General features: G+C 68.6%; 26 protein-coding genes. 15 read left to right on the top strand and 11 right to left on the bottom strand.

Annotation, left to right across the window (positions count from 1 at the left end; translation table 11 throughout):
* Positions 1-58: 58 nt before the first annotated feature.
* Positions 59-706: a TetR/AcrR family transcriptional regulator gene (locus ACFPJ1_RS05470; protein WP_380101754.1), complete on the top strand. Its 648-nt coding sequence runs from the start codon at positions 59-61 to the stop codon at positions 704-706.
* A 69-nt stretch (positions 707-775) separates the two neighbouring features.
* Positions 776-1,264 (top strand): VOC family protein, encoded by a 489-nt coding sequence (locus ACFPJ1_RS05465; protein WP_380101753.1) that lies wholly within the window; start codon positions 776-778, stop codon positions 1,262-1,264.
* A 48-nt stretch (positions 1,265-1,312) separates the two neighbouring features.
* Here the strand turns inward: ACFPJ1_RS05465 and ACFPJ1_RS05460 are convergent, their stop codons facing one another.
* Both ACFPJ1_RS05460 and pip read right to left on the bottom strand, forming a co-directional pair.
* The gene (locus tag ACFPJ1_RS05460; RefSeq protein WP_380101751.1) at positions 1,313-2,128 is read right to left on the bottom strand and encodes a phytanoyl-CoA dioxygenase family protein; all 816 of its coding nucleotides are present in this window, start codon (positions 2,126-2,128) and stop codon (positions 1,313-1,315) included.
* Between the two features lie 86 nt (positions 2,129-2,214).
* Entirely contained in the window at positions 2,215-3,165 is a 951-nt protein-coding gene (pip, locus tag ACFPJ1_RS05455) for a prolyl aminopeptidase (RefSeq protein ID WP_380101750.1), read from the bottom strand.
* 49 nt (positions 3,166-3,214) lie between these two features.
* Here pip and ACFPJ1_RS05450 point away from each other — a divergent pair, with 49 nt between their 5' ends.
* On the top strand, positions 3,215-3,703 hold the full coding sequence (locus ACFPJ1_RS05450; RefSeq protein ID WP_380101748.1) for a MarR family winged helix-turn-helix transcriptional regulator: 489 nt from the start codon (positions 3,215-3,217) through the stop codon (positions 3,701-3,703).
* Here the strand turns inward: ACFPJ1_RS05450 and ACFPJ1_RS05445 are convergent.
* Together ACFPJ1_RS05445 and ACFPJ1_RS05440 are read right to left on the bottom strand one after the other, a co-directional pair.
* A complete protein-coding gene (locus ACFPJ1_RS05445; protein ID WP_380101747.1) occupies positions 3,656-4,342 on the bottom strand; it encodes a 2OG-Fe(II) oxygenase in 687 nt (228 codons plus the stop codon). The genes ACFPJ1_RS05450 and ACFPJ1_RS05445 overlap by 48 nt on opposite strands.
* 37 nt (positions 4,343-4,379) lie before the next feature.
* Entirely contained in the window at positions 4,380-5,309 is a 930-nt protein-coding gene (locus tag ACFPJ1_RS05440; RefSeq protein ID WP_380101745.1) for a UbiA prenyltransferase family protein, read from the bottom strand.
* A 244-nt stretch (positions 5,310-5,553) separates the two neighbouring features.
* On the opposite strand from ACFPJ1_RS05440, the gene ACFPJ1_RS05435 reads away from it, so the two are divergent.
* Positions 5,554-6,321 carry an SDR family NAD(P)-dependent oxidoreductase gene (locus tag ACFPJ1_RS05435; protein ID WP_380101744.1) on the top strand — a complete coding sequence of 256 codons (768 nt, stop codon included), beginning with the start codon at positions 5,554-5,556 and terminating at the stop codon, positions 6,319-6,321.
* A 62-nt stretch (positions 6,322-6,383) separates the two neighbouring features.
* Here the strand turns inward: ACFPJ1_RS05435 and ACFPJ1_RS05430 are convergent, their stop codons facing one another.
* Positions 6,384-6,710 (bottom strand): hypothetical protein, encoded by a 327-nt coding sequence (locus ACFPJ1_RS05430; protein WP_380101743.1) that lies wholly within the window; start codon positions 6,708-6,710, stop codon positions 6,384-6,386.
* 1 nt (position 6,711) lies between these two features.
* The gene (locus ACFPJ1_RS05425; RefSeq protein WP_380101742.1) at positions 6,712-7,167 is read right to left on the bottom strand and encodes a helix-turn-helix domain-containing protein; all 456 of its coding nucleotides are present in this window, start codon (positions 7,165-7,167) and stop codon (positions 6,712-6,714) included.
* A 205-nt stretch (positions 7,168-7,372) separates the two neighbouring features.
* Here ACFPJ1_RS05425 and ACFPJ1_RS05420 point away from each other — a divergent pair, with 205 nt between their 5' ends.
* Positions 7,373-7,927: a TetR/AcrR family transcriptional regulator gene (locus tag ACFPJ1_RS05420; protein WP_380101741.1), complete on the top strand. Its 555-nt coding sequence runs from the start codon at positions 7,373-7,375 to the stop codon at positions 7,925-7,927.
* 37 nt (positions 7,928-7,964) lie between these two features.
* On the opposite strand, the gene ACFPJ1_RS05415 is transcribed toward ACFPJ1_RS05420, so the two are convergent.
* Positions 7,965-8,894: an aldo/keto reductase gene (locus ACFPJ1_RS05415; RefSeq protein ID WP_380101740.1), complete on the bottom strand. Its 930-nt coding sequence runs from the start codon at positions 8,892-8,894 to the stop codon at positions 7,965-7,967.
* 105 nt (positions 8,895-8,999) lie between these two features.
* Here ACFPJ1_RS05415 and ACFPJ1_RS05410 point away from each other — a divergent pair, with 105 nt between their 5' ends.
* Together ACFPJ1_RS05410 and ACFPJ1_RS05405 are read left to right on the top strand one after the other, a co-directional pair.
* Positions 9,000-9,485, top strand: coding sequence for a GNAT family N-acetyltransferase (locus ACFPJ1_RS05410; protein WP_380101739.1), 486 nt, complete (start codon positions 9,000-9,002; stop codon positions 9,483-9,485).
* A gap of 191 nt (positions 9,486-9,676) precedes the next feature.
* Complete coding sequence (locus ACFPJ1_RS05405) at positions 9,677-10,522, top strand: DUF3152 domain-containing protein (protein WP_380101738.1); 846 nt, start codon at positions 9,677-9,679, stop codon at positions 10,520-10,522.
* Positions 10,523-10,526: 4 nt separating this feature from the next.
* Here ACFPJ1_RS05405 and ACFPJ1_RS05400 read toward each other — a convergent pair whose 3' ends face one another.
* Both ACFPJ1_RS05400 and ACFPJ1_RS05395 read right to left on the bottom strand, forming a co-directional pair.
* Positions 10,527-10,892, bottom strand: a complete 366-nt coding sequence (locus ACFPJ1_RS05400; RefSeq protein WP_380101737.1) for a VOC family protein — start codon at positions 10,890-10,892, stop codon at positions 10,527-10,529.
* A 91-nt stretch (positions 10,893-10,983) separates the two neighbouring features.
* Entirely contained in the window at positions 10,984-11,538 is a 555-nt protein-coding gene (locus ACFPJ1_RS05395; protein ID WP_380101735.1) for a MarR family transcriptional regulator, read from the bottom strand.
* A 266-nt stretch (positions 11,539-11,804) separates the two neighbouring features.
* Between ACFPJ1_RS05395 and ACFPJ1_RS05390 the strand changes: the two genes are divergently transcribed.
* The 6 genes from ACFPJ1_RS05390 to ACFPJ1_RS05365 all read left to right on the top strand — a co-directional run bounded on the left by ACFPJ1_RS05390 (position 11,805) and on the right by ACFPJ1_RS05365 (position 16,347).
* Entirely contained in the window at positions 11,805-12,035 is a 231-nt protein-coding gene (locus ACFPJ1_RS05390; RefSeq protein WP_380101734.1) for a hypothetical protein, read from the top strand.
* Positions 12,036-12,211: 176 nt separating this feature from the next.
* Positions 12,212-12,577, top strand: a complete 366-nt coding sequence (locus tag ACFPJ1_RS05385) for a VOC family protein (RefSeq protein WP_380101733.1) — start codon at positions 12,212-12,214, stop codon at positions 12,575-12,577.
* Positions 12,578-12,731: 154 nt separating this feature from the next.
* Entirely contained in the window at positions 12,732-13,886 is a 1,155-nt protein-coding gene (locus ACFPJ1_RS05380) for a sensor histidine kinase (RefSeq protein WP_380101731.1), read from the top strand.
* Positions 13,883-14,533 carry a response regulator gene (locus ACFPJ1_RS05375; protein WP_380101729.1) on the top strand — a complete coding sequence of 217 codons (651 nt, stop codon included), beginning with the start codon at positions 13,883-13,885 and terminating at the stop codon, positions 14,531-14,533. Before ACFPJ1_RS05380 ends, ACFPJ1_RS05375 begins: the two co-directional genes overlap by 4 nt.
* Positions 14,534-14,598: 65 nt before the next feature.
* Positions 14,599-15,189, top strand: a complete 591-nt coding sequence (locus ACFPJ1_RS05370) for a hypothetical protein (protein WP_380101728.1) — start codon at positions 14,599-14,601, stop codon at positions 15,187-15,189.
* Between the two features lie 9 nt (positions 15,190-15,198).
* Positions 15,199-16,347: an epoxide hydrolase family protein gene (locus tag ACFPJ1_RS05365; protein WP_380101727.1), complete on the top strand. Its 1,149-nt coding sequence runs from the start codon at positions 15,199-15,201 to the stop codon at positions 16,345-16,347.
* Between the two features lie 3 nt (positions 16,348-16,350).
* Here ACFPJ1_RS05365 and ACFPJ1_RS05360 read toward each other — a convergent pair whose 3' ends face one another.
* The gene (locus ACFPJ1_RS05360) at positions 16,351-17,079 is read right to left on the bottom strand and encodes a M23 family metallopeptidase (RefSeq protein WP_380101726.1); all 729 of its coding nucleotides are present in this window, start codon (positions 17,077-17,079) and stop codon (positions 16,351-16,353) included.
* A 178-nt stretch (positions 17,080-17,257) separates the two neighbouring features.
* On the opposite strand from ACFPJ1_RS05360, the gene ACFPJ1_RS05355 reads away from it, so the two are divergent.
* Both ACFPJ1_RS05355 and ACFPJ1_RS05350 read left to right on the top strand, forming a co-directional pair.
* Entirely contained in the window at positions 17,258-19,018 is a 1,761-nt protein-coding gene (locus ACFPJ1_RS05355; RefSeq protein WP_380101725.1) for a histidinol-phosphatase, read from the top strand.
* A complete protein-coding gene (locus tag ACFPJ1_RS05350; RefSeq protein WP_380101724.1) occupies positions 19,015-19,593 on the top strand; it encodes a hypothetical protein in 579 nt (192 codons plus the stop codon). Before ACFPJ1_RS05355 ends, ACFPJ1_RS05350 begins: the two co-directional genes overlap by 4 nt.
* Before the next feature lie 186 nt (positions 19,594-19,779).
* On the opposite strand, the gene ACFPJ1_RS05345 is transcribed toward ACFPJ1_RS05350, so the two are convergent.
* On the bottom strand, positions 19,780-22,032 hold the full coding sequence (locus ACFPJ1_RS05345; RefSeq protein ID WP_380101723.1) for a HelD family protein: 2,253 nt from the start codon (positions 22,030-22,032) through the stop codon (positions 19,780-19,782).
* Between the last annotated feature and the right edge of the window lie 118 nt (positions 22,033-22,150).

Raw genomic sequence — 22,150 nt, 5'->3', positions numbered from 1 at the left:
GCCGACGGTACCACCGATAGCGGGGACTGCTCCTCACTTAGCCCCGTATGCTGGCGCCATGCCGACCGAGAACCTGCGGGCCGATGCCGAGCGCAACCGCCGGCTCCTCGTCGAGACCGCGCGGGCCGTCTTCGCCGAGCGCGGTCTCGATGCGCCTCTGGACGAGATCGCCCGCCGCGCGGGCGTCGGCAACGCCACCCTCTACCGCCGTTTCCCGGTTCGCCGGGATCTGATCGCCGCGGTCTTCCTCGACACCCTCCGGCAGGTTGTCGATGCCAGCGAACGCGCCCTGGCCGAACCCGACCCATGGAGCGCGTTCGCCGGTCACCTGGTCTTCCTGGGCGAACTCCAGGCGAGCAACCGCGCCCTGGCCGATCTGCTCACCGCGTCGATCAGTGGCAAAGGGGAGTTGGCCGAGCTCCGCGGGATCGCATTCGACAACCTCAACCAGTTGATCGACAACGCCCAGGACGCGGGTGTCCTGCGCGCCGACTTCGGCCACGCGGACGTAGTACTGATCCTGATGGCGGGCGCCGGCCTGATCCAGCGAACGGCCGACGCCGCACCCACCGCCTGGCGGCGCCACCTCTCCTACGTCCTCGACGGTCTCCGGGCCCCCGGTCCCACCCCGGCCACACCCGCCCCCACCGATCGTCAGGTCCTGGCTGCCATGCGCACTCTCACCCGAACCAGCGGGTGCGCCTGAGTCGCGCCCTCGAGTGATCGGTGAAGGTAGAGGACACAATCCGTCCTCTACCTTCGTGAGACTGGAGGCATGACGAAGAATCCCGGTGGTAAGGGCACTGTCACGCCGTACGTCTCTGTTCGGGGCGCGGCGGCCTGGCTCGAGTTCGTGGAGCGCACGTTCGAGACCGAGAAGGCGTTCCGGGTGTTGAACGAGGACGGGACGATCGGGCACGCAGAGGTCACGGTCGGCGACTCGGTACTGATGGCGTTCGACGCGCGGCCGGACTGGCCGGCCACGCCGAGCTTGCTCAGTGTGTACGTGGACGACGTGGACACGGTGCTGGCGCGGGCTCTGGAGGCGGGTGCGACGGTGGTGACCGAGCTGACCACGTCGAGGATCGTCGGCGATCGCGGCTGCCGGATCAAGGACCCGCAGGGCAACATCTGGTGGCTCCAGACCCACCTGTACGACGTCGATCCGGCGACGCTGCCCGAGTTGTTCGCGGATCCTGCCGAGGCGGCTGCGATGAAGGCGCTGCAGGACTCCTTCGACGCCGAGATGCGCAGCCGCCTCTGACCCAAGTCAGCTTCGCGGGGTGGTGAGTGAAGCCGGAGCTGAGCCGGGTCAGCCGGCGTACAGGACCGGGTTCAGCGGGGACGAGATCGTCTCGCCGGCCGCGTTGCCCGGCATCCAGGCGGCCAGGTCGGCCTCCTGGAAGTTGTTGGCCGGCGGCGCGATCTCCATCGCCGCGTCCACGTAGATGATCGTCATCACCCGCCGCGGTATGTCGGTACCGTTCGGCGCCGCGTGGTGGAACGTCCAGCCGAGGTGGTAGCTCACCTCGCCCAGTTCGTACGGTTCGACGACTTCTGGGAACGACTGCTCGGCCAGCGCCTTCTGCAGCACCCGCTCGGACTCGTCGCTGATGGGCAGGTCCCGCCCGTGCTCGAAGGTGTGACTCCCAGAGGCGAAGGCCAGCGGTCCCATCTCCAGCGGTGTCTCCTGCAGCGGGATCCACACCGTCACGCACCGATCCGTGGCGAACGGCCAGTAGTACTGGTCGGCGTGCCATGGCGTCACCCCGCCGCCGGACTCCTTGTAGAGCGCCTGGTCGTGGTACAGCCGGACCGACCGGACGCCGAGCAGTTGCGCCGCGATGCGGGCCAGCCGCGGCGACGAGACGAACTCGAGCACCTGCTCGCTGTCCTGCCAGAGGTTCGTCACCTGCAGGAACGCCTTGCCGTAGGTGTCGCGCTCCTCCAGCGGCAGGTCCTGGGTGTTCAACTCGATCACCTTGCCGGTGATCTCCGGCTCGTACCGCGTGACGGTCTCCGGGCTGAGCACGTTCTTCAGCTTGACGAACCCGTGCTCGGCGAACCGCGCGATCGCGTCGCGGTCGAGGCTGTAGTCCGACTCGAGATCAGTCCGGGTCACCGTCATCCCAACAGGGTCCAGGCGCGATCAATCGTTGTAAAGATGAGCGATCAACTTTTCTGCCGCCGATCCGGCCGGTGGCGATGCCTGAGTCAGCCGGCGAAGCGGTCGATCGCGGCCAGCACTAGGTCGGAAACACTCGCGCTGCTCGCCCCGTGGCCGGCATCCCCGACGATGTGCAACTCGGCGTCGGGCCACGCCTGCGCCAGGTGCCACGCGGTGTCCGGCGGGCTGCTGATGTCGAGCCGCCCGGTGATCAGTACGCCGGGGATGCCCGCCAGCTTCCCGGCATCGCGGAGCAGTGCACCGTCTTCCACCCAGGCCGCGTGTCCCCAGTAGTGCGAGACCAGCCGCGCGAAGCGGAGTCGCAGTACGGGGTCTTCGTAGCGCGGGTCCGGCTGGTAACCGGAGTACGTCGCGACATGGGTGTCCTCCCATTCGCACCAGGCCCGGGCCGCTCGGTCGCGGACGGCCGGATCCGGGTCGTGCAGCAGGCGGGAGTAGGCCAGGGCGAGGTTCCCGTCCCGCTCGTCCTCCGGTACGACGTCGCGGAAGCGGGCCCACTCCTCGGGGAAGATGCGGCCCATGTCGCGGGTGATCCACTCGACCTCGCGGGGAGTCGTGCTGGTGACGCTGAACAGGACGATCTCGGAGACCGACGACGGGTGCTGCTCGGCGTACGTGAAGGCCAGGGTGGCTCCCCACGATGCCCCGAGGATGAGCCACTTCTCGATGCCGAGGTGCTCGCGCAACTGCTCGAGGTCCGCGACCAGGTGCCAGGTGGTGTTGGTGCTGAGGTCCGCGTCCGGCTCGGCGGCGTCCGGCGTACTGCGCCCGCAGCCGCGCTGGTCGAACAGCACAACCTTGTACTTCGCCGGGTCGAAGTAGCCGCGCCAGAACGGCCGGGCGCCGGAGCCAGGTCCACCGTGCAGCACGACCGCGGGCTTGCCGTCGGGGTTGCCGCAGACCTCCCAGTAGACGAGCTGGCCGTCTCCGACGTCGAGCATGCCGTGGTCGTACGGTTCCGTGTCCGCCGGGTACATCGAGGGGCCTCCGTGATGCTGGATATAACAGTGCTGTTAGATTACTACCATGGACGGCGCGATCGGCACTCAATTGCGGCATGTGCTCGAGTTGCTCGACGGGGACGTGGCGAAGGTCTACCTGGAGCTCGGCCTGCCGGAATACCGGCCGCGGTTCTCGCCGATCGTCCGCACGATCGTTGCCGAGGGCCCGTTGTCGATCCGCGACCTGGCGACTGCGGTCGGAGTGACGCACTCAGCCGCGAGCCAGACGGTCGCGCAGTTGCAGCGCGCCGGATTCGTGACCCTGCAACCCGGCTCGGACGCCCGGCAGCGGATCGTCCACCTCACCGACAAGACGCGCGAACTGCTGCCGACCATCGAGGCCGAGTGGAAGGCGACGACGGCCGCTATGGCTGAGTTGGACGCTGAGCTGTCGGTACCGCTCGGTCGAGTCCTGGCTGAGGTGGTTGCAGCAGTCTCCCAGCGGTCCTTCCAGGAACGGATCAGCTCACGCGGCGTCGTGGAAAACCAGGCCCAGCGTGTGGCGGAGTCCTGACCGGACCGCGCTCACGCCGTGCCGCACCGGAGACGCGGACCAGCCGCGCGCGGACTTCACCGGGCGGTCGCGAGTGGTGAAGATCAGCCCGTGCCCCTGCGGCAAGGACGTGACCGTACCGCGGGACTGCGCGCGCGGCCGCTGCTCGACCAGGAGGAACTCGCCGCCGACGTGATCCACGCCCGGCCGGTCCAGCCCGATCACCACCTGCAGCGGGAACACCAGGTCGCCGTACAGATCGCGGTGCAACGCATTCCAGTCGCCGGCCTGGTACTTGAGCAGGATCGGCGTCGGCTTGACCTGCCCGGCCTGGTGACAGGCGTCGAGCCACTCGTCGAGCGTGTCGGGCCAGGGCGCGGGTCGCCCCAGCCGCGCGGCCCAGTCGCGCGCGATCGGCAGCAGGTGCGGATAGAACGCCTCCCTCAGTTCGGTGATCACCTCGGGCAGCGGGTGGTCGAAGTACCGGTACTGCCCCGAGCCGAACCGGTAGCGGGCCATGTCGATCGTGGAGCGGAACCGGTGCACCTCGTCGTACAGGCCGGAGATCTCGGTGCACTGCTCGGGCGTGAGCAGGGGCGGTGTGAGCGCGCAGCCGTGCTCGTCGAGTTCCGCGGTCAGCTTCTGCCAGTCGAAGTCCATACCCGTAGAACGGACCGCGGCCGGGATGTGTGAGTGCTCAGAGCACGCCGGTGTACGTCAGCGCGAACGTGCCACAGGGGAACAGGAAAAGCGACGCGAGTACGACGACACCCTTGAAGGTCATCCCCGGCCCGATCAACCGCCGGTACGCCGCGACGAGCACCGGCACCATCACGATCTCCAGCGCCAGCATGCTCCGCGGAATCACCGCGTCGAGCGCGGCGAGTACTACGGACAGCCCGGCGGCCGCGATCCAGAACGCGAAGCCCAGCCGGTACGTCGTACTCGCGCCGAGGCGAACCGCGATCGTCCGGTAGCCCGCGGCGCGATCCGCCTCGAGATCGGCGAGCGTGGTCGGGAGGTAGAGCCCGATCGCGGCCAACGTGCCCTGCAATGCCATCAGCCACGGGAAGTCGCTGAGGTCCGGGTTCACCGCGGCCCAGCCGGCGAGCGGGCCGAAGGTGCCCAGGGCAAGGGAATTCACGGCGACGTCGAACCCGGCCCGCGTCTTCAGCCGCACCGGCGGCACGCTGTACGCCCAGCCGAGCACCAGGGCGAGCACGACGCCCAGGGTGAACACGACACCGACGAGCAGGCCCACGGCGATCGAGGCAATCCCGGCCGCGATCGCGACTTGCTTGGCGCCCGTGAGTGTGACGCGGCCATCCAGGAGCGGTGACTTCGACTTCCGGGGGTTCAGCAGGTCGCCCGGCAGGTCGTACGCGTCGTTGATCGCCAGCACCGCCAGCCACAGCAGCGGGCCCATCACAACTGCGCCGATCAGCAACCGGGGCCAGTCCTCGACGGGCGGCACCAACCGATGTGTGGCCAGCAGAATCCCTACGTAGTAAGGAACTACCGACACTACCCAGAACGCCGGGCGACCCACCGCCAGCACGTCCTTGATCCGCGCGCCGGTCGAGCGTTTCGCCGGCGCCGCCACCCTCGGTCCCACCACTGTGGTCACGAGATCCACACTGCTCCCGCAGCGGTCAGCCTTCCTCCCTCCACCGGGTGAGTCGGCTCACTCGCAGGGCTTGCTCAGCCGTGGATGTGGGCAAGAACACCGGCTTCGAGCGCCGGTCACGGCTGACAAGCATCAGGTCTTATGTGCGCGGCCGCCGAACACTATGCGAGAGATTCCGCCGCAGGTGCCCCGGGTGGGGAGCTACGGGCACTAGGGTGCTTCTACACCGATGGAGGAGGCAGCAGTGTCTGGACGTCTGACGGACGAGGTAGTGCTGGTCACCGGCGCCGCCCGGGGTATCGGCCGCGCAGTAGCCGCCAAGGCAGCCGAGGAAGGCGCCGCGGTCGCGCTGCTCGACATACTGGCTGATGAGCTCGCCGGCACCACGGAGGAGATCAGGAAGACCGGCGCGACGGTGGCTGCCGCGGTCGGCGACATCACCGACGAGGACTCCGTCCGCCGATCCGTCGCCGAGTTGACCGAGGAGCTCGGCAGGCCGATCACCGTGCTCGTCAACAACGCCGGCAAGAACGCGTACGCCGACGCCACTCAGATGACCGTCGAGGAGTGGGACAGCGTCTTCGACGTAGACCTCAAAGGCGCCTGGCTGATGGCGCGCCAGGTACTGCCCGCGATGATCGCCGCCCGGCACGGCTCGATCGTCAACATCGCCTCGATCCACTCGAACCTGACCACCGCCGGCATGTTCCCGTACGCCGCGGCGAAGTCCGGCCTGGTCGGCATGACCCGCAGCCTCGCCCTCGACGTCGCCCCGCACGACGTCCGCGTCAACGCCGTCAGCCCCGGCTTCATCGGCACCGACCTGCTCGAAGAGTTCTTCGACACCATCCCCGGCGCCCGCGACTCCGCCCTCCAGGTCCACCCCCTCGGCCGCATCGGCACCCCCGAGAACGTCGCCGAAGTCGTCTGCTTCCTGGCCTCCCCAGCCGCCGCCTTCGTCACCGGCGCCAACTGGTCCGTAGACGGCGGCCTAGGCATCCGCTACGCCTGACCAGGTACGCCGACCCACGCCGCTCCTCTGTCGCCGGGAGTTCCCCCGGCCGGAGTCAGTCGTCAGCCGCGAAGGGCGGCGACTGTGCCGAGCAAGCCGAGGTGTTCGAGTGCGTTCAGGACGTCGTCCACGGTGCCCGGTGGGTTCTTCCAGGTATCGGCCATGCGCTGAACCTGGGCGTAGACCGCCTGCTGGTCGAGGTCGATGAGGTCCAGCAGGAACTCATCAGCACTCATGGCCTCGAGGTTCCATCCACCCAGCGCATCCGCCGGGAAGTCGTTCAGGTTCTCGGTGACGATGACTTGGGCGTTGGCCTTGATCGCCGCGGCCAGCACGTGCCTGTCGCCGGCATCAGGAAGCTTCAGGACCTCGATGCCGATGAATGCCACGTCAGTACAGGCCCATCTCCCGGTTGAGCTCGGTCAGCTCGTCTGCCACCTCGCGGCGTTCCTGGTCGTCCTTGCGCAGGTAGTCCAGCAGCGAGTCCGCTCGCACCCTGCGGTGCTTCCCGACCTTGCGGTACTCGATCTTGCCGTCGTCCAGCAGCCCGATCAGGTACGGCCGGGAGACGTTCAGCAGGTCGGCAGCCTGTTGGGTCGTGAGTTCGGCGTGCGTGGGAACTACGGAGACGGCCTGTCCGGCGGCCATGTGAGTGAGGATCCGGGCCAGGAGTTCGAGGGCTCCTCGCGGAACCACGAGGGTGTCGGGGTCATCGTCGACCACCAGACGGACATCGCGGTCGTCGTGATGGCTGGCCAGGTATCGCTGCACTCGCCTCACCGCGCCGGTGGCGGTCCGGATCGCCGAGGCATCCGGGCGTACGGATGACAGTTCTGCGGCACTCATGGAGTTGCTCCTTCCGGCGATCCGCTGGGTGGTCGACCAGAGTCCGCCAAAAGCAGTATCCGCAATAAACGAAACAAACGCAACAGATGCCCAAGACCGGCCGAGGGCTGGGCGGGGTGACCTAGAGTGGACGGCGTACCGGAGAGTTCTCCGGTGGAGTGTGCCGACGGTCCGGGCGTCGGTCTCAACCGAACGAGGAGCAGTCGTGGCCGAGCAGCGGACGGTGGCGATGCGCGCCGATGCTCAGCTGAACCGCGAGCGGATCCTCGCCGTCGCGTACGAGGCGTTCGCCGAAGACCCGAGGGTCTCGATGAACGCGATCGCCAAGCGCGCCGGCGTCGGAGCGGGCACGCTGTACCGGCACTTCCCCACCCGCGAGGACCTCGTGCTGGCCGTCTATCAGCAGGAGGTCCAGACGCTGGTGGAAGCCGTCGACGGCATTCTCGACGAGAATCCACCGCTGGATGCCCTCCGCGTGTGGTTCCTGCGGCTGGCTGCGTTCGTGCGGGTCAAGCACGGTCTTGGCGAGGCGCTCCAGACGGCCACGGCGCAGGATGTGGTGAACTCGACCGCCGCGCCGGTGATGCAGGCCATCCGGACCCTCCTGCAGGCGTGCGAGGACGTCGGCGAGGTCCGCCCGGGCCTCGATCCTGCCGACGTCCTGCAGCTGATGGGCTTCCTCTGGACCGTTGCTCCCGGCAATGACGGAGAGGAGCAGGCCAGACGCGTGCTCGAACTCGCGATCCGCGGCCTGAAGTAGCCGCCGGCAACAAAGCACCTGCTCTGCTCGGTTCGACCTACAGGAAGGTCTCCTGCAGGTCCGACTGAGTGGCTGTCCCCGCTGAAGCGATGCTGTTGATCGCCTGAAGGTCCTCAGCACTCAGCTCGAGGTCCTGCGCGGCCAGATTTTCGCGAACGTGCGCCAGGTTCGTCGTACCGGGAACCGGCATCATCGCGGGCGACTGCGCCAGCAGCCAGGCGAGTGCGATCTGCGAACTGGTCGCTCCGTGCCGGACGGCGATCGGTTCGATGACGCGACGGGCAGCCTCCGGGCCGGCTGTGTCTATGGGTGCGCCGGGCGTGCTGAGCGACACCGGCTGCCAAGGGGAGAAGACCAGGCCGGCTTCGGTGGCCGCCTCGAGCAGCTCGGCCTCCTGCTGGGCGACGACGTTGTAGTGAGCGGTGACCGCGGCGATCTCAACGATCGACCGGGCCGCACGCAGTTGCTCCGGGCTCACGTTCGAGAGGCCGATGTGCTTGATCAATCCCTGCTGCCGGAGTTCCGCCAGGGTGCCGACCTGCTCCTCGAACGAGGCGTCCTGCGCCCAGCCGGTGTGCAGGTAGTACAAGTCGATCTGCTCGACACCGAGGCGCCGGGCGCTCAGGTGCGCGGCCTGCCGCAGGTAGTTGGCGTTGCCGATCGGGCTGAGCGACGAGAGCTCTCTGCCGCCGCGGACGAAGCCGCCCTTGGTCGCGATGACCAGCTGCTCGGGATACGGGTGCAGCGCCTCGCGGATGAGCAGTTCGTTGGTGTGCGGCCCGTAGGCGTCGGCCGTGTCGATCAGCGTCACACCGTCCTCGACGGCCTGCCGCAGCAGCCTGATTCCGCCTTCACGATCGGCGTACTCGCCCCAGAGGCCCTCGCCGGTGAGCCGCATGGCGCCATAGCCGATCCGGCCGACCTCGAGGTCGCCGCCAAGTGTCAGTCGCGTTCTGGTGGGTGCCACAGTCCTGAGCCTTTCGTCGGGTGATTCGCTTAACCGGAGATTTCTCCACTTTAACGGAGAGTTCTCCGGTTACCAACCCTGGCCTCAGCGGGAGATGATTTCGGGGTGACTGGGATCGAGGTACGACGGGCCAAGCCGGATGACGCGGAGGCGCTAGTCAGGCTCAGGGGATTGATGCTTGCGGCGATGGGCCAAGACATCGGTGGTGCGGACGCACCATGGCGGGACTCCGCGCTGCGGTTCTTCACCGAGCAACTCGCCTCGCGGGAGACGTTCGCCGCGTTCGTCGTCGACGACCCGGAGATCGGGGTGGTCGCCGGCGCCGCAGGGAACTGCAACGTGCACCCGCCCGGCCCGAATGACCTCAGCGCGACGCGCGGGCACTTGTACAACGTCAGCACCGAGCCGGCCTTCCGGCGCCGCGGCCTGGCTCGCGCCTGTGTGATCGCACTGCTCGACTGGTACCGCGACGAGACCGGCGTCGGCCAGGTCGAGCTGCACGCCACCGAAGAAGGTGACGGCCTGTACCGCGCGCTCGGCTTCGCCGACAGCAGCTACCCGGCCCAGCGCCTGACGATCATCCGCGCTTGAGTCCTCTGGAGAGCGAGCGAGCATGGAGGGGCGATTCATGGGTCGCGCGGGAACGGGCACCAGGGATCGAGGTAGCAGGGATCGAGGCAGCAGGGGTCGTGAGATCTCCGGACCGAGAAGGGGTTCTGCCTGATCAGGCAAGTACGAGGTGAGGACGCGCTCAACGTGGGCGCGGTGTGAGGAGCTTGTCGATGCGCAAGATGAGGGTCGCCGCCCTGGGGATCGCGACGGCGGTCGCCGCGGGAGCTCTGTACCAGCTCCCGGCCAGCCCGTTCGCCCGCAACGGCTACCCGGAGCGGCCGGCCGCCAACACCTCCACCGGCCCATCCCAGAACGGCCGTGCGCAGAACGACCCAGGGGAAACCGAGAACCAGCCCGCCAGCGATCCCGGCACCAAGGTCTCGCCCAAGACGAGCTCGGCGCCGCGCGGACCGGCCGAGCAGATCACCTACCCGCGGCGGGGGACCGTGCGGTACTCGGTGCTCCCCGGCAACCCCGCCACGATCGGCAAGGCCGGCACTCTCCGCACCTTCCAGATCGCGATCGAGGGCGGCATCAAGGGTGTCGACCGCACGGCCTTCGCCAACTTCGTCCGGGCCACGTACGCCGCCCCGCAGGGCTGGGCCTCCGGTGGGCTCTGGCGATTCCGTCAAGTGGGTCCAGGCCAGGCGGCCGACTTCACCCTCATGCTCGTCACACCGTCGACCCGCGACACCATCTGTGGCGGCGGCCCCGACCGGTACACGAGCTGCCGGATCGGTGATCGCGTCGTGCTGAACGTCGCCCGCTGGGTGCACGGTGTCCCGAACTATGGAGCACCGCTGCCGCAGTACCGGCAGTACATGATCAACCACGAGACCGGTCACCGGCTCGGCCGCGGGCACGAGCTGTGCCCTGCTGCGGGACAGCCCGCGCCCGTGATGCAGCAGCAGACCCTCGGCCTGCATGGCTGCACCGCCTATGCGTGGCCGTATCTCGGCCACACTCGCTACAAGGGCCGCCTCGGGAAGTACGACGACCCGATCCCCAACAGCTGACCGCTCATTCCTCGATGATCGAGAGCACGTTGCCGGCCGGGTCCTTGAACCAGGCGATCGGCGGTCCGCCGGCCCGGAAGACCCCCTGCTCGTCGTGGCCGTCGCCGTACCGCTCGAACACGATCCCGCGGTCGGCCAGCCCCTTCGCGGTGGCCGCGATGTCGTCCACCGGGAAGTTCAGGATGGTGAACTCGGCCGGCACGTGGTTGTCTTTCGGGTAGACCAGCACCGGGTTGCCGCCGGCGATCCGCAGCTGGAGCATCCCGTTGTCCTCGGTCACCTCGAGCCCCAGCGTCCCGGCGTAGAACTCCCTCGCCGCCGGGATGTCGTCGACCGAGAACCCGCTGAACGCCTTCGTCTCCTTGAACATCTCGTCCTCCTAGCGTCGCGCACCATGCGGTGCCTTTCACCAGGTACGTCGACGCCACCCCCGCCCGCTTCGACATCACCCCGCCGGGTGGTCAGTTGTGGAGGATCGCTCGTGGGAGGGACTGGTCCGTCGTGGTGGCGGTGGCGGTGGCCGACTCCAGGCCGTCGGCGACGGTGTGCAGCAGGCGGACCAGCTGGGCCGCGTCGGCCGGACCGAGGATGCCGGTGATCACGTCGAGGACGCGGACAGTCAGGGCGTCGAGCTGAGCCAGTCGCGCCTGGCCCACTCCGGTGACAGCGAACTCGGGGGAGGTGCGGACCAGGCCCAGCGCGGCGAGGTCGGCGATCGCCAGCTCGGCCTCGCCCGGGGTGGTGCCGATCTGCTCGGCGACGGCCTCGAGGGTGTCCCGGCCGTTGGAGATCGCGCTCAGCACGAGAGCGGCGGGCATCTTCATGCCGACGGCGTCCTGCAGGCCGAGGATCAGTGGGTGTGCATGGCCGCGGACCCGTTCCACGGCGTCGAGCAGGCGGAGCGCGTCGCTGACGTCTCCGATCAGTTGTTCGGTCTGAACAGTGGCGATCCCCGTTGGCAGTACGACCCGTTCAGGAACAGCCAGAGCCCTCGGCCCAGCGTCTTCGATGGTCACGTCACCCAGCGTACGGAGCGGCGATGTCACACCCGGCGTGTCGTTCCTGAGGAAACCCTATGAATTGGCTCTCAAGTGAGAACCGAACAGAGCTTCGAGCGGCGATGAGGAATGGATTCCACTTTCTGGACGATCGGCCAAATTCGGGCGTGACCTAACGTCCGCGTCGTCCGTTGGATCTGACGTGACGGTGAACACACGGCGCACCGGCACCGCGCTCGCTCCGCGCCTGAAGGCCGACACCCCTCGAATTGCCAGGAGGACAAGTGACAACCGCCACCGCCACCCAGACGTCTGAGCGCCGACGCGTACGAGTCTGGTTCGGTGCGCACGTCATCGCCGACTACAACGCCGAACCGGCGTTGGCCGAGCGGTACGCACACGCCATGAGCCGTCGTTTCGCCGGTCTCCGGGTCACCAACGACCCGATGCCGGCCGTCGACCGTCTCCCCGACCCCCTGCCCGGCGAGCGCATGTGGGATGTAGCCCCCCGCTAGTAAGTCCCCGTTGTCTCAGCGCCTGATGGAGAAGAACATTCATCGTCCGCACCGTGACCGCCTGGTCCTCCGGTGCGGACGTTTTTCTGTCCCTGTCTCCGGACCGTGTCGAGCCCGCCGCCGCGACTCCGACGTACCGGTCGTGAGCCGAAAGCCGGCTCGGAGGAGGAGACATCATGGACCGGCCTGTTCTGAACAGCATGCTGCTCGGCAGCACCGACCCCGACCGTCTCAAGGCGTGGTACCGCGACGGCTTCCACGCTGAGACTGACGGCTACGGCAATCTCAACCTCGGTGGTTTCGGCCTGGTGATCGAGAAGCGGGACGACGTCGCCGGCCGTACCGCCGAACCCGGTCGGGTGGTGGTCAACTTCGCGGTCGACGACATCGAGGAGGCGGCCGCGCATCTGCGCACACTCGACGTGGAGTGGCTGGTCGAGCCCGAGGACCGGGGCGTCGGCTGGTTCGCGACGATGATCGACCCGGACGGCAACTACGTCCAGTTGATCCAGATGAAACCCGAGTACTACGCGAACGCCTGAAGAGCCGCTGATCGTCAGAGCCCGGCGGAGCCCGGTGCTGCCGCGATGCTGACCTGGCCGTGAGCCGGGTGAGTGGCCCGGTTGGGGGACAGCGACCAGGGACCTCGCTCGTGCGAGCGAGGTCCTGGCCAGTCCGCTGAGTCAGACTGGTGGCGTGCTCGGACTGATCGATGGCTGGTTGGCGCGGCTGGGGATCCCCGGTCCGCGACCGGTCGACCGCGCCGTCGACGTGGGCCTGGTGCTCGCCGTAGCCGTCGCGAGCTCGGTGCCATTCATCGGCGCCGCTCCGGGTGAGGTGACCGCCCTCGGTCTGCTGCTGAACCTCGCCACGGTGATCCCGCTGCTCTGGCGCCGACGCGCTCCCTTCGCCGTGATGGTGATCGTCGGCGCGGCCGCCACCGGAGTCTCGGCGTACCACCGTCCCGGACAGAACCTGCAGTACGCCGGGCTGCTGGCGATCTACACCATCGCCAGTCTCGGCCGGACACGGTGGCAGCGGCTCGGCGTCCTCGTCGCCATCCTCGTCACCTTCCCGCCGGCCTCGTTGCTGCTGAAGCACAACGACCTCGACGAGTTCATGTTCACCCTGTTGCTTCCGCTGGCCGCGTTCCTGCTGGGCTCGCTCGAGCGGACCCGGCGGGAGCATGCCGAGACCCTGCGCGAACGTGCGGAGCAACTCGGACGCGAGCGCGTCGCCGAAGCGGCCCGCGCCGCGGCGGAGGAACGCGCCCGGGTCGCTCGCGACATGCACGACATCCTGGCTCACGCGGTCAGCCTGATGGTGGTGCAGGCCGAGGCGGGCCCGGTCGTCGTACGGCGTGATCCGGAGCGGGCGGAGCGGGCCTTCGAGGCGATCGCGGACGCCGGGCGGGACGCGATGACGCAGCTCCGGCGGCTGCTCGGCGTGCTCAAGGCGGACGAAACACAGCGACTGCCTCAGCCGACGCTGGACGACCTGCCCGAGCTCGTCGGCGGGACCGCATCGCTCGAGGTGACGGGTGAGCGCCGGCTGGTGCCCCCGGATACGGAGATCGCGGTGTACCGCATCGTCCAGGAGGCGCTCACCAACACCTTGAAGCACGCCCGCGCGGAGCACGTCGCAGTACGGCTCGACTGGTTGGCAGATGAGCTGGAGGTGTCGGTCGTCGACGACGGTCGAGGGCCGCAGGCAACTGTTGTCGGGGGCCACGGGCTGGTCGGGATCCGCGAGCGCGCAGCGGCTTGCGGCGGTACTGCGGAGGCCGGTCCGCGTCCAGGTGGTGGGTTCGAGGTCCGGGCCAGATTGCCTTGTCCAGAAGGAGTCCGATGATCCGGGTGGTACTTGCCGACGACCAGGAACTCGTCCGCAGCGGGTTCGCGATGATCCTCGAGGCGCAACCTGACATCGAGGTGGTCGGCGAGGCGGGCGACGGCGCCGAGGCGGTCGAGCTGGTACGCGCGCAACGGCCCGAGGTCGCTCTGCTCGACGTCCGGATGCCGCGAATGGACGGGCTCGCGGCGGCCCGTACGATCTGCGCCGGTACTGCGACGAAGGTGATCATGCTGACCACCTTCGACTCCGACGACTACGTGTACGACGCGCTGTACGCGGGAGCGAGCGGGTTCCTGTTGAAGGACGTCCGCCGCGACGACCTCGTGCACGCCGTCCGGGTGGTCGCCGCGGGGGAGTCGCTGCTCGCGCCGAGCGTCACCCGCAGGTTGATCGCGGATCTCACCCGCAACCGCCCGCGCAGTGGTCCGGCCGCGAGCCTCGACGTGTTGACGTCGCGCGAGCGGGAGACGCTGGTCCTGCTCGGTCGCGGCCTCTCGAACGCGGAGATCGCCGCGGCCCTGACGGTGAGCGAGCACACGGTGAAGACGCACGTCAGCAACACCCTGGCCAAGCTGGGCCTCCGCGATCGGGTCCAGGCGGTGATCGCCGCCTATGAGACCGGGCTGATCACTCCCACGACCTAGTCCCGGCGGCAAGTTGGTCCTCAGCGGCGAGGTGCGGGCCGGATCGGCTCACCAGCATGGTGACCATGACCAAGACCTTCGTTGCCGCACCGCTCCTTTTCATTGCCTATGGCATCATCCGGTGGATCGACGGCGCCGATGGCGACCACGGCCCCGGCCTCGCCTGGACCATCGGCCACCTGCTCTTCCTGACCGGCTTCGCCCTGTACGCCGTGGCGCTGTTCGCCCTGCGCGGGTTGCTCGCGCGGGCGCGCGGGGTGAGTCTGGTCGCGCTGGTGGCCGGGCTGGTCGGCGTCGCCGCGTTCCTCCGGGTGATCGTGATCGACCTGATCGTGGGATTCCGCGCCGACGACCATGCGGCCATGTCCGTGGTCGGCGACGAGTACGACCGTTGGCCCGGCGACCTCGGCCTCTACGAGACCCTCTACACGGTCGGCCCGCTGCTGTTCCTGGCCGGTCTGCTCACACTCGCCATCCTCCTCACGCGCGAGCGCCGACTGCCGATCTGGTCCCCGGTCCTCCTGGTGCTCGGCTTCATCACCATCACGATCAACCTCGACCTGATGCCCCTCGGCGGCGCCTTCCTCCTCGTTGCCCTGCTGCCGCTCGATCTCGCGGACAGGAAAATCCGCACCGGATCGAAGGCCGCTCTCTAGCCTGGCGGAATGGATTCACCGGTGGGGATCGAGCAGTTCCGGATCGAGGTGCCGCAGGAAGCGATCGACGAGTTGCGCGAGCGGTTGGAGCGCGTCCGGTGGCCCCGCGCGCTCCCCTCGACCGGTTGGGAGCGTGGCGTGCCCGTCGAATACCTGCGGCGGGTCGTGGCTAGGTGGCTGGAGTATGACTGGCGGAGCTGGGAGGAGCGGCTCAACGCGTTCCCGCAGTTCACCACCCGAATCGACGGCCAGACGATCCACGTCCTGCATGCGCGATCGCCCGAACCCGCCGCGCTCCCGCTGATCCTGACGCACGGCTGGCCGGGCTCGATCGCGGAGTTCCTCGACGTGCTCGGCCCCTTGACCGATCCCGTCTCCCACGGCGGTGACCCGGCCGATGCCTTCCACGTCGTCGCGCCGTCCGTCCCGGGCCACGGCTTCTCCGTCCCACTGGAGGAACCCGGCTGGAACCACCAGCGGATCGCCCGAGCCTGGTCCACGCTGATGGCCCGCCTCGGCTACCCGCAGTACGGCGCTCAGGGTGGTGACACGGGGTCGGTGGTGTCGCCGTTGCTCGGGCGGATCGACGCCGACCACGTTGTCGGCGTACACCTCAATGGAGGTCTGGCCTTTCCTGCCGCGAGGCCAGGGGACTTCGACAATCTGAGCGAACGCGACCAAGCCAAGCTTGCCGCGGCGGAGCAGACTCGGTCCACCGGCACGGGGTACGCCGAACTGCAGTCGACCAAGCCGCAGACGGTGTCGTTCGGCCTGAGTGATTCACCGGTCGGGCAGCTCGCTTGGATCCTGGAGAAGTTTCACGATTGGACCGATCCGGCTCGTCCGTTGCCGGAGGATGCTGTCTCGCTCGACCACCTGCTCACCGATGTCTCGATCTACTGGTTCACCAACACGAGCGCCACCTCGGCCAACCTGTACTACGAGAACCGCCACGCGCCGGCTGATCCGCCGCCGCCTTCCACCGTGCCCACTGGTGTTGCCGTGTTCCCGACCGATCCCGCGATGCGGCACATCCTCGAGCGGGAGCACCACCTCACCCACTGGAGCGAGTTCGACCGTGGCGGCCACTTCGCCTCGCTGGAAGCCCCCGACCTCCTGGTCGACGACATCCGCGCCTTCTTCCGCCCGCTGCGCTGACCCTCAGCAATACGAGCGGCACCCGCGATCGACCCCGTACGCCGTCCGGGCGCGGGCGACCGCCTGGACCGGCGACAACGTCTTGCCGTCATGCCACGCGTTCAGGTAGCTCTGCGGGGAGACCGACCCGCGCCGGATCCACCACTTGCCCGCTGCAGTCGGCCAGCTGATCCCAAAATGCAGATGAGCCGGCGTTGCCCGAGCGCTCCCGGTCTTCCCTGTCAGCGCCAACGTCTGGCCGGCCCTGACTTGGAGGCCGGGCTTGATCCCCGCCGGGATCGCCGACAGATGCGACCCGTAGTACCGGACTCCATCGACCCCGACCACCGACACCGACAACCCACCGCGATCCCGGCCCACGTTCGTCTTCGGGTCCCACTCATCGACCCGAGTCACCTCGTCGACCCGCCCATCCACAGGAGCGACGAACCGGCACCCCACCTTCGCGAAGATGTCCGAAGCCGGATAGTCGTGATGACTCTGTGAAGCCGACGCCTTACATCCGCCGACCGGGAACACGTAGACGATCGGCCGCGTCCGGCTCGGCCTGGTGGTCGGAGGCGGCGCAGGCGTGACGACCGTCCTTGCCGTGGGCGACTCGCCGGCAGAGGGCACGGCATCCAGGTCCCCGCCGCGGGAGGCAGCGTCGTTGCGGGAGGCAAGGGCGACCACGACGCCGACCACCGCCACCAACACGGTCGCCAGCACCACCGCCCACACCTGCCGTCTCATCCGCGCCATTCAAACCGGGTCCGGCCGCTGTGTCCATGCCCGCAGGTAGATGCGACGTCGTCGCAGGACAACGGAAGGTGGGGCAGGAGGCGGCTTGTGAGGTTCATGTGGAGAACACCTTGTTGTCACTCGGAAAGGCGATGATCCCGGCGGTTTCCGCCATCCGAGAGGACGCACGATGGGACACTCGCACGCTCACCCGCACGACCATGAGGACGAGCACGGTCACGGGCATGGACATGGTCACGGCCACGACCATGATCACCACCACCCGAACACCGAGCTGGACGCGGCCACGGCGGCGGCGTTGGACGAGTCGATCCCGGACAGCGAGCTGTCGCCCACCGAGATGTCCCGCCGCGGGCTGCTCCGGTCCGCCGGCATCCTCGGGGGCACCGCCGCGTTGGCCGTCTCCGGCGCCCAGTTCGCGGCCGCGAACAAGCCGGACAACTTCGTGTTCCAGCAGGGCAAGCGTCCCAACGTGTGGCTCGCGGGTGACCACCACATCCACACCCAGTTGAGCTCCGACGGCATGTACCGGGTGATCGACCAGGCCCGGCACGCGGCCGCGTTCGGCCTCGACTGGCTCGTCATCACCGACCACGGTGGCGCCACCCACGCCCGGATCGGCGTCGACCTGGTGAACCCGCAGATCAAGGCGGCCCGGTCGGAGCTGAAGGACACGCTGATCTTCCAGGGCCTGGAGTGGAACATCCCGGCCGCCGAGCACGGCACGGTCTTCGTCGCGCCGGGCAGCCGTGAGGTCGAAGTACTGAAGCAGTTCGAGAACAGCTACGACGGCAGCGTGAAGAACGCGGGCGCGAACACCCCGGTTAACGAGGCTCTCGCCGTCTCCGGCATCCAGTGGCTCGGCCAGCAGGTCGACCGCCGCCGGGTCCAGGACGCGCTGTTCCTCGCCAACCACCCGGCCCGCAACGGCATCGACAGCCCGCACGAGATCCGCAACTGGCGAGACGCCGACCCGCGGATCGCCGTCGGCTTCGAGGGCGCTCCCGGCCACCAGGCCGCGGGTCTGCCCAAGGGCATCGGCGGCGCCAGCGCACGGGGCTTCTACGGCAACACGCCAGGCGCGAACTCCTTCCCCGGCTACCCGGCCGAGAGCTACCGCACCTGGGGCGGGTTCGACTGGATGACCGCGACCGTCGGCGGGCTGTGGGACAGCCTGCTCGCCGAGGGCAAGCCGTGGTGGATCAGCGCGAACTCCGACTCGCACGTGAACTGGAACGAGACCTCGCGCCGTCCGGACGGTTCCGACCAGGCCCAGTTCGACCGCGACGGCCGCTACATGGACCCGGTCTACGGCAACACCGTCAACCAGACCGCGGGTGACTTCTGGCCGGGCTTCTACAGCCGCACCCACGTCGGCTCGAGCCGGCGCGACTACCTGTCGGTGATGGAGGGCCTGCGCAACGGCCGGATGTGGGTCGACCACGGCGCGCTCGTCAAGGGCGTCGAGGTCGAGGTCCGCGAGGTCGGCCAGCGGTACGGCGAACCGCTCGGCGGCGCGCTGCACGTACGCCAGGGTCGCTCGGTCGAGCTGGTCGTCCGGATCACCGCGCAGACGATGCCGAACTGGGCGAACTTCGTGCCGACCCTGAACCGGGTGGACGCGATCCGCGGCTCGGTCAAGGGCACCGTCAGCGACCGGGACACCTTCAAGGCACCCGACACCAAGGTCGTCCGGCAGTGGGACACCTCGGGCAAGCGCGGCACGTTCGAGCTGGTACTGCCGCTCGGCAAGGCGGAGGAGGCGTTCTACGTGCGCGTCCGCGGTACCGACGGGAACCGCAGCCAGGCCGGCTACCTCGGTTCGGCGATCGACCCGAAGGGCCCGCAGCTCGACGTGGTCGGCGACGCGGACCCGTGGGCCGACCTCTGGTTCTACACGAACCCGATCTGGATTCTGCCGAAGAAGTGATCATCGCCGTCGACGCTGACAGCCGGGACACGCTCGAGGCCGAGCACCTCCTGCACCAGCTGCTCGCCACCGTGTCCGGTCCGGTCGTCGCCTGCACCCACGTGGTGCCGGGCGGCGACCGGCCGCACCTCGCCGTCTCCATCTCCGGTTCGGACCTGGGTCCACTCGGCGGTGGCCTGGGCTCAGACCCCGTCGTCGGCAAGGTCGGCTCGGCGATCATCCAGGCCGGCGCTGCCGAACCAGTCGTCGCTGGACCGAGCCAACTCGTCCGCGGCGCCTATGTCGCCGCCGTCGAAAGCGCCCTCGGTACTGCGGGACGACTGGTCAGGTTCCCCGGTCAGGAACAGGCCAGGGGGATCCTCACCGCAGCCGAGCTCCGCGAACGCGGTGGCATCGACGAGGTGGAAGCCCTCGGCGGTCTCCCGGTCGAGGACGGCACCGTGATCGACACCCTCGATTTCGTCCGCCCCATCCGCCGCAACGGCCGGGTGGTCCTCCTGGTCCAGCCGGCCGCCGGCGGCGTACTCATTCCCTTCGAGGTCGAGCACCAGCAGAAATGCTGCGCCGACCACTAGCTCTCAGAAACCGCCTCCGAAGTCGTTGAGTGAGAGCTTGTCGCGCGAAGTCCCACAACGCAGGCACAGCTGGTACCGCTGCCCCTCCTCGTTGCGCTCGGTTCTCCACCTGTGTAAGCCGAGAAGACACTGAAGTGGCTTCTTCATCTTCCGAAAGTAGGACGATCGGGGCGGCCGAAACAGGCCTCAGCTCCGGATCTCCCACGCGTCCGAGTCGCGGAGTACGCCGGGTAGCGGGCCGATGACGCCGAGCCGCTGAGTGCAGCGGGTCAGCGCGACGTACAGGTCCCGCAGTCCCCGGGGTGACTCGACCAGGATGCCGTCCGGGTCGACCACCAGCACCGAGTCGAACTCGAGCCCCTTGGCCCCGGCGACGGTCAGCACCGTGACATCTGCGAGGTCGCCGATCGCCTCCTGCACGATCTCCAGCCGGTGCCGCGAGGTGATCACGCCGACCTGCCCGTGCTGCACCTCTTCACCCGCCACCTTGCTCACGTACGCCGCCTGCTCGGCGGCCGGGACCTCCACGTGCCACGGTTTCACCCCGGTGGAGCGGACGGAGCGAGGTGGCTTCGCGGTCGGGTCGACCTCCTTCAGGACATCCGCGGCGAGTTCCATCACCTCGGCCGGTGTCCGGTAGTTCAGCGTCAGCTCCGCGAGCCGCCAGCGATCCCCGAACGTCGGCGCGAGCGCCTGCTCCCAGCTGGTACCGCCGCCGGCCGCACCCGTCTGGGCGACGTCCCCGACCAGCGTCATCGAGCGCAGCGGACAGCGCCGGGCGATCGCACGCCACGCCATCGGGGACAACTCCTGCGCCTCGTCCACGATCACGTGCCCGTAGGTCCACCGGCGATCGACCGCCGCCCGCTCGGCCAGCGTGCGATCGTCCCCAGCCTCGTACCGCGCGGCGAGGGTCTCCGCGTCGAGGATGTCCTTGGCGCTGAGGATCTCCGCCTCGTCGTCCTCGTCGTAGTCGGTAGACCCCGAGCCCGACAACACGTCCAGGGAGCCTTGGGCATAGGCGATCGCCCGGGCTCGCTCCGCGCGTTCGCGGGCCCGGTCGCGCCCGTCGTCGCCGAGGAGCTCGGCCGCCTCGTCGAGCAGCGGGACATCAGCCTGGCTCCAGTCGTCGCCGTACCGGAGCAGGTGTTCGCGGTCCAGCGGGCTGAGTTGCGGAGCCGCCGACGCGAGCCGGTCCTCATCGCCGTACAGGTCGACCAGCAGGTCCTCGGGGGTGAGCAGCGGCCAGAGGCGGTCGAGCAACGCGACCACGGCCGGCTCGGCCTCCACCTCGGCGCGGAGTTCCTGCAGGTCGTAGTCGTCGAGCAGGTTTTCGCCGCCGAGCGGGTCCTCGCCGATGATGTCCGCGTACTGGCCGGTCAGCGCGTCGATGATGTCCTTCAGGAGGAACGGCCGGGCCTGGTTGTGGGTCAGCCGGCGGGCGCGAGCCCTGGCGCGGGCGTCCTCGAACAGCGACGGATCCAGCCGGAGTACGGTCCGGTCGACGGTGAGCTCGAGCGGCTCGGCGGGCACCCACTGCCGGTCGGCGACCGCGGTCTCGATCACCTCGGCCATCACCGCGCGGCCCTTGACCTCGGACACCTCGGCCGGCTCCGGCCGCGTCGCGGTCAGGCCCGGGTAGAGCTCGGCGACGGTGACGAGGCGGACACCGTCCTCACCGAGCGACGGCAGCACCTGGCCGATGAACTTTAGGAACGTTAAATTGGGGCCGACTACCAGGATTCCGCGTTTTTCGAGTTGCTCCCGATGTGTATACAAAAGGAAAGCCGCGCGGTGCAGCGCGATTGCCGTCTTGCCGGTGCCTGGACCGCCCTGGACCACCAGCACCCCGGCCAGGTCCGAGCGGATGATCCGGTCCTGGTCGGCCTGGATCGTCCGGACGATCGACTCCATCGTGCCGGTCCGCCGGGCCTCGAGCGCGTTCAGCAGCACCGCCTCGCCGATCACCCCGCCACCGGGCTGGGACGCGCCGTCCGCGGTCCGGTCCAGATCGAGCTGCTCGTCGGAGACGTCGACCACCTGACGGAGCCGGGTCTGGATGTGCCGGCGGCGCACGATGCCGTGATTCGCCACCGCTGTGGCGATGTAGAACGGCCTGGCGACCGGGGCCCGCCAGTCCACCAGGAGCGGCTCGTACTCCTCGTCGTGCAGACCGATCCGGCCGATGTGCAGCACCTCGCCGGACTCGTCGTCCAGCCGGCCGAAGCACAGCCCCTCCTCGGCCGAGTTCAGCCGGGACAGCCGGGCGTTGAGGTCGCGGATCCGGCCGTCGCGCTGGTGCAGGGCCTGCGCGTTGCGGGTGCCGGCGACCTGCTCGTCGCCACGGCGACTCTCCGTACGCTCCCGTTCACGGTCGAGCGTCGTATAGAAAGTCGTCAGGTAAACCTGTTCAGCCTGGACCGGATTCAGCAATTCCAACCCCTCGTGATAAACTATCCTTCGCAGGTTCCCAGAGCCGATTTCCTTCATTTCTCTGGTGGTAGCCACAAATCCTCGACTTTACCGCATTTCGCCCTTTGCTGTACCCGTTCGAAAG

This window comes from Kribbella qitaiheensis (assembly GCF_042657745.1).
Taxonomy (GTDB): domain Bacteria; phylum Actinomycetota; class Actinomycetes; order Propionibacteriales; family Kribbellaceae; genus Kribbella; species Kribbella qitaiheensis.
This window is presented reverse-complemented; position numbering and strand designations above follow the sequence as displayed.